This is a genomic window from Acidobacteriota bacterium, from assembly GCA_029861955.1.
Taxonomy (GTDB): Bacteria; Acidobacteriota; Polarisedimenticolia; order Polarisedimenticolales; family Polarisedimenticolaceae; genus JAOTYK01.
Map to the genome: position 1 here is coordinate 112,142 of JAOTYK010000014.1, position 6,332 is coordinate 118,473.

Consider the following 6,332-nt stretch of genomic DNA (forward strand, 5'->3'; position numbering starts at 1 on the left):
TGCTCCGGTTCTGGCAGGCGTCGTCCGTTGATACGGTTCTGCCGGCAGATCGTCTACCGCCGGACAGTCTATTAGACTGGAGGCGTTATGAAGCGACTTCCCATCGATGACGCCATTCCCGAGATTATCGCGACGATCGGGGAGGCGCGGGCGGCGGTGATCACGGCGCCGCCGGGTAGCGGGAAGACGACCCGCGTGCCTCCCGCGTTGGTGGCGGATGGCCCGGTCATCGTCCTCCAGCCGCGACGGATCGCCGCGCGGGCTCTGGCTCGTCGCATCGCGTCGGAGCGTGGCTGGCGTGAGGGCGAGGAGGTCGGCTGGCATATCCGTGGAGACCGGAGATTCAACCCCAACACGAAACTCATCGTGGCAACCGAGGGCATCCTCACCGCCCGACTTCTCCGCGATCCGCTTCTTGAGCAATTCCGGACCGTCATCCTGGATGAGTTTCATGAGCGAACGATCCACGCGGATATGGCACTCTCCCTGGCCCGTCAGGCGTGGGAAGCGCGCGACGACCTACGTCTTGTCGTCATGTCGGCGACTCTGGACTCTCGACCGGTGTCGGAGTTTCTCGACGATTGTCCGGTAATCGATGTTCCCGGACGAGCGTATCCCGTCGAGATCAGCTATCGACCGCAGCAAGATCCCATCGATGCGGCGAGGGAAGCCTGTGAATCCACCACGGGGCACGTGCTCGTATTCCTGCCGGGAGCTCGCGAGATAGAGCGTGCGGCGAGGAGCCTGAGCGGAGGGCGCGATCTCTTTCGACTCTACGGAGCCATGTCGCCTGCGGACCAGGACGCGGCACTGGCGGATCACGGTCGACCCAAACTGGTATTGGCGACCAACATCGCCGAGACCTCGTTGACGATCGACGGTGTAACCCACGTGGTCGATGGCGGTACACACAAGCTGTTGCGACACGACCGGGGGAGCGGACTCGACCGACTGGAGCTGGAACGTATTCCACAAGATGCCGCCGACCAGCGCGCGGGACGCGCGGGTCGCACGGCGCCCGGTGAAGCGTGGCGACTCTGGGACTCACGAGATGAACTGCGTCCCCACCGGGAGCCGGAGTTATGCCGGGTGGATCTGGCGGTCGCCGTCCTGGACATCTGCGTCTGGGGCGAGGATCCCCATCGGTTTTCCTGGTTCGAGCCGCCGGAGACTTCCGCCATCACGAACGCGTTGACACTCCTGCAACGGTTGGGGGCCGTCGAGGGGGTTCAGGTGACGGATCTCGGACGTCAGATGAGACGCCTGGCCCTCCACCCACGACTGGCTCGCATGGTCTGCGCCAATCCAGGCTCTCGGGAGATTCGGGTCGCTGCGGTCGCCCTGGCCGAGGGATGGCGACCGAACTTACCTGCGGCCCACGGGGATTCCGACCTCCACGGGTTCGTCGATCATTTTCGAGACGCACCCAGGTCCCTCCGTCACATGGAATCCGATCTGAAGCGTCGTTCCGCGTCGCTCCGCGAACCCGAAGAGACGTCCGATTTCCTTCATGCGGTGTTCCTGGGATACGCCGATCGCGTGGCTCGGCGGCGAAAACCTCTCGAGGATCGTTTCCTGTTGATGTCCGGTGACGGCGCCACACTCGATCGAAGAAGTCACGTGCTGGACGCCGATTGGGTGGTGGCCGTCGACTCGATGATGTCGCGGACGGGTCGTCATGCGGACGGCGAGACCGTCCGGATCCACCGCGCCAGTGCGATCGATCCGGCGTGGCTGGCAGCGGACCGGAGGGTCGTCGAATCCTATTACGACGCCGAAAGCCAATCGGTCAGAGGTCTCGAGCGCGGCTACTACGGCAATCTGGTTCTGGAGGAACGCATCGTCGACGTGGATGACGCGTCAGCCGCAGACTTGTTGGTGAACGCCTGGTCGCAAGAAGTACCCGGTGACGACGACGAACAGCTACAGAGGCGTCTGGACTTTGCCGGGCTCACCTTCGATTTCACGACGGCATTTCGTCATCATGTCTGGGGGCAGCGATCCCTGCCCGAAACGACGCGACACGATCTACTGCCCTACGAACTACGACGGGACCTCGATCGACGCGCACCGTCGCGCTGGAAACTCCCCAGCGGTAATCACGCGTCTATCGTTTACCGCCAAGACCGATCCATCACTAGCGGCGTCAAGCTCCAGGAGCTGTTCGGCCTGTTCGAGACACCGAAGATTGGGCCGCGGGAGACACCGCTTACGCTGGAGCTGCGTGCTCCGAACGGTCGGGTGGTCCAGACGACCGACGACCTTGCCAGTTTCTGGAAGCGTGGCTACGCGGAGGTTCGCAAGGAGTTGCGTGGTCGCTACCCCAAGCATCCGTGGCCCGAGGATCCAGCCACCGCCGAACCGACGGCGAAGACTCGGCGTCGAGGTCGCAACTGAGGAATCAGCGTGAGTCGGGTCGCGGAATCAGCAAGCGTCTGGCGCCGATGAACGCCCACAGGCCAACGGCCACCGCCAGCCACACGGCGGCCACAAGGAGATAGCGTTCCGCGTCCTCGAAGTAGGTCTCGCCACGACTGAGACCGTTGTCTACTGCCAGACGTCGTAGCCCGCTTCGGAACAGTTCGGCGGCGATGAAGGCCGGTGCGACCCAGCCGGCGCTGAACAACGCGAGAACCGTCGTGGCGATCAAACGGCCCATGGACGAGGTCATGGCGGCGGTCCCAGGATTTCGATCTCGACACCGTCCGAGAATCGGATGACGACGCTATCGAGGACCCAGGTGTCGTCAACCTTGTGGCCGGAAGCCAGCATTCGCCCCGATCCTTCCGGACCGGACACGTTAGCTTCGATGTTTCCGAGTTCGACGCCGTCTGTAGTCGACATATGGACGTTCGTCGGTGCCCCCACGTCGATCGGTTGACCCAGCCGTCGAATGACCTGCGGATCTTCCGCGACGAGGGCGACCGCCTGAACGTAGGCCTCATTGCCTTTCACCTGCTGGAGGATACTGAAGATTCCGCCGCCCAGGATCGCCACAAGCAACAACGGAACACCCACACACCCCAGACAACCGCAGGTCGTGGCCCACTTCCAGTTCTGTTCCCACCAACCCTTGTCTTCATGTCGACTCAACGAAAAACTCCTACGACATCCTCGGCGATTCTACATGGTATCTTTCGGCTGCGATGAAAACTGACCAGCGTCCCACTGCGATTGTCCTCACCAACGGTCTACTGACACGCGCGGATGCTAAGACGACCCACGGCCTGGTTCGCGGCCCCAGCCGCTATCGCATCGTCAGTGTGATCGACCGCACCCTCGCGGGTCGGGAGGCGGGTGAAGTCCTGGACGGTACTCCTCGCGGCATTCCCATCCACGGTGCTGTCAAGGAGGCACTGGCCCTCAAGCCCGAGTACGCAATCATCGGCGTGGCGACCAAGGGTGGGATCCTTCCGGAGAGTCTCGTCGACGACCTGCTGGCCGCCGCCGACGCCGGCCTGACGTTGATTAACGGGCTCCACCAATCCCTGGCAGGCAACCCCAGGGTGGCGGACCGCGTCTCGGCAGCGGGTGGGACGATCATCGACCTCCGTCAGCCTCCACCGCTCGACCAACTGCGATTCTGGAGTGGCGACGTGCTGAAGCTCGACACGCCGCGTGTTCCGGTTCTGGGCACGGACTGCGCGCTGGGAAAGCGAACCACATGTGGTCTGGTGCTGGCGTCGCTCACGCGTCAGGGAGTCGCGGCATCGATGGTCTACACGGGACAGACCGGTTGGCTACAGGGCTGTCGTCACGGGTTCATCTTCGACGCGACACCCAACGACTTTGTTCCGGGGCAGTTGGAGGGTGCCGTCCTTGATTGCGCCCGGGAGGAGAACCCACAACTGATCCTCGTCGAGGGGCAGGCCTCCCTACGGAATCCCAGCGGTCCGTGTGGGTCGGAGATGATCATCTCGCTGGGTGCCGCCGGTGTCATCCTGATGCACGCCCCCGGTCGGGCCCACTTCAAGGGTTTCGCCGATCGCCACCTAGCGATCCCCCCGCTGAAGGAGGAAGTCCAGTTGATCCGTGCGCTGGGAAGTGATGTGTGGGCCATCGGTCTTCACGAAGAGGGACTCGATGAGGCGGCCGCCGTCCGTTGGTGTCGTGCGACCACGGAGGCATTGGCGATTCCTTGCTCCCGCCCGCTGCGCGACGGTGGCGAGGAACTGGCGCGCATCGTGCAAAGCAACACAGGTGTACATCCAAGATGAAGATCACGAGTATCGAGAGCTGGTCGCAACCCGTCCGTCTCAAGCGGCCCTACTCCATCGCCGGTCATCGCAAGACCGACGTTACCCTGCACTTCGCCAGGATTCTCGGCAACGGCGTTCACATCGGCCTGGGGTCGGCATCGCCGTCGCAGCGCGTGACCGGGGAGAGTGCGGATGCCTGTCAGGCGGCACTCGACGGGGCCTCCCGGCTGTGGACCGGAAAGTCTCTCGCGAGTGTCGACGACCTCGCAGCGCTTGCCGGTCCGTTGACACGCGAGATGCAGAGCACACCCGCCGCCCAGGCTGCGCTCGATATGGCGCTCTGGGATCTGCTCGGGCATCATCTCGGCCGTCCGGTGGTGCGACTCCTCGACGGATCCGGGGAACACGCGCCACGACCCACGTCGATCACGATCGGTATCCAATCCGTCGAGCGAACGCTCGAGAGTGCGCGGGAGTACCTGGAGCGTGGATTTCGTTGCATCAAGATCAAGTTGGGCGACGATGTCGATGAAGACATCGAACGGCTCCATCGGCTACGCGAGACGGTCGGTGCGGGAGTTGCGATCCGCGCCGATGCCAACGAGGGTTACGACGAGCGCGCACTGCGGCGGGTGTTACCGGTTCTCGATACCCTGGACATAGAGTTCCTGGAACAACCGATGTCGAGAGACGATGAGGCGATCCTTGAGAGTCTTTCTGATGAGGAGCGTCGTCGTGTGGCTCTGGACGAGAGTGTTCAGCGCCCGATCGACGCGGTACGTTGGGAACAATCCGAGAGCAACTGTGGAACCTGGGTCGTCAAGCTGATGAAGTGTGGCGGCATCACCCCCGCGATGGAGATCGCGGAGGCGGCCGATCGATGCGGGACGACGTTGATGTGGGGCTGCATGGACGAGAGCGTGATCAGCATCGCCGCGTCGCTTCACGCGGCATCGGCCAGTCGTGCGACGCGGTACCTCGATCTCGACGGCAGCTTCGACCTGGCCGAGGACCCCGCAAGCGGAGGTTTTACGTTACGGGACGGGATGTTGTCGCTGACCGATCGTCCCGGTCTGGGTGTCGCCACCTCAACGTGACCCGAAGAATGTTGTAGTCACAAGACTACGCGACGCGTGTCGCAGTCATGTCCCGGGATCTGGATGTCGATGGGCTCGAGTGTCGACTCTCGCGGACACCGTCGTGCAAGATCTGCACCGAGTCCGTAGCCGGAAGAGGCTAGCCCGAGATCCTTCCGGCAAACAGCCGCTCGGCGAGGAAATCTTGCCAGGTCCAGAGCGATGACGTCAGCCCGACCCGCATCGCCGGCGAGATCAGCTCGGGCCTTCGCTCTGTCATGCGCTTGATGAAGTTCCGCCAGATCGCAAAGAGCATCGCCCTGCCGTTTACGTTGGCACTCTTGCGACCAAACGCGATGGTTTCCCGACGATGATGAGCCTGACAGTGCCGAATCAACTTGTGCAGCAGATCGGCGGCAAACATCGCCTGATCCCGTTTTCTGGCGACGGTCTTGTGATGATCCGGCGATCGATCCGGGTTGGCGTGTATCGAGTGGCGAATGAGGGTGCCTGATCTGACCCGACGGTTGAGTCTGTTGATAGCGGCGCGATAGGCTGGATGATCATCGCTGATCAGGTCGAGCCCCTCGGGGCTCCTACTCAGGAGTCTTTCCAGCGTGTTGCAGGTGGAATCGACCCGGACACCGGGCGTCGTCGGGTCAGGGATGCGCTTCAGCATTCGCTTGCGCCGACTGCGTCGGCGAGACCCTCGGTAGCGCATCCCATCGACGGCGTAAACAAACCAGGACTGTTGCCCGACGGCGGTACCTATCGCCAGGCGCTCCATCTGAGATCGCACGAACGTCTCAAAATGATCGAACACGACCGGCTCTTTGATCGTTCCCAGCTGTTCCAGGGACGCCCGATGAAACAAGTCGGCGTGGCGGCCGAGACGCACACTCATCGTCATGACGGTCGAGGGTGAGCAGCCCAGATACCGGGCGATCTGGCGATGGGCCGACCCTGCCACCAGCAATCCGGCGACGGGTCGCAGCAGCTCCGGCCGCTTGAGGTAGTAACTCGTGGCAAACGACTGACGGGAGAATGTGCGTTGCAC

Annotated in this window: 6 protein-coding genes; 3 read left to right on the forward strand and 3 right to left on the reverse strand. The window is 63.0% G+C overall.

The window, feature by feature from the left end; all coding sequences use genetic code 11:
- Positions 1-87: 87 nt before the first annotated feature.
- Entirely contained in the window at positions 88-2,397 is a 2,310-nt protein-coding gene (locus OES25_09085) for a helicase-related protein (GenBank protein MDH3627797.1), read from the forward strand.
- A gap of 4 nt (positions 2,398-2,401) precedes the next feature.
- Here the strand turns inward: OES25_09085 and OES25_09090 are convergent, their stop codons facing one another.
- Positions 2,402-2,659, reverse strand: coding sequence for a hypothetical protein (locus OES25_09090; protein ID MDH3627798.1), 258 nt, complete (start codon positions 2,657-2,659; stop codon positions 2,402-2,404).
- Positions 2,660-2,667: 8 nt separating this feature from the next.
- Complete coding sequence (locus OES25_09095) at positions 2,668-3,093, reverse strand: cytochrome c oxidase assembly factor 1 family protein (protein ID MDH3627799.1); 426 nt, start codon at positions 3,091-3,093, stop codon at positions 2,668-2,670.
- Between the two features lie 53 nt (positions 3,094-3,146).
- Here OES25_09095 and OES25_09100 point away from each other — a divergent pair, with 53 nt between their 5' ends.
- Positions 3,147-4,217 (forward strand): DUF1611 domain-containing protein, encoded by a 1,071-nt coding sequence (locus OES25_09100; GenBank protein ID MDH3627800.1) that lies wholly within the window; start codon positions 3,147-3,149, stop codon positions 4,215-4,217.
- Positions 4,214-5,296, forward strand: coding sequence for a dipeptide epimerase (locus tag OES25_09105; protein MDH3627801.1), 1,083 nt, complete (start codon positions 4,214-4,216; stop codon positions 5,294-5,296). The genes OES25_09100 and OES25_09105 overlap by 4 nt, the downstream gene beginning before the upstream one ends.
- A 139-nt stretch (positions 5,297-5,435) precedes the next feature.
- Here the strand turns inward: OES25_09105 and OES25_09110 are convergent.
- On the reverse strand, positions 5,436-6,332 hold an 897-nt coding region (locus tag OES25_09110; protein ID MDH3627802.1), incomplete at its 5' end, for a hypothetical protein.

Coding starts and splice junctions, on each gene's coding strand:
- OES25_09090 (MDH3627798.1), bottom strand. CDS start 2,659: ATGGGCCGTTTGATCGCCACGACGGTTCTCGCGTTGTTCAGCGCCGGC.
- OES25_09105 (MDH3627801.1), top strand. CDS start 4,214: ATGAAGATCACGAGTATCGAGAGCTGGTCGCAACCCGTCCGTCTCAAG.
- OES25_09100 (MDH3627800.1), top strand. CDS start 3,147: ATGAAAACTGACCAGCGTCCCACTGCGATTGTCCTCACCAACGGTCTA.
- OES25_09085 (MDH3627797.1), top strand. CDS start 88: ATGAAGCGACTTCCCATCGATGACGCCATTCCCGAGATTATCGCGACG.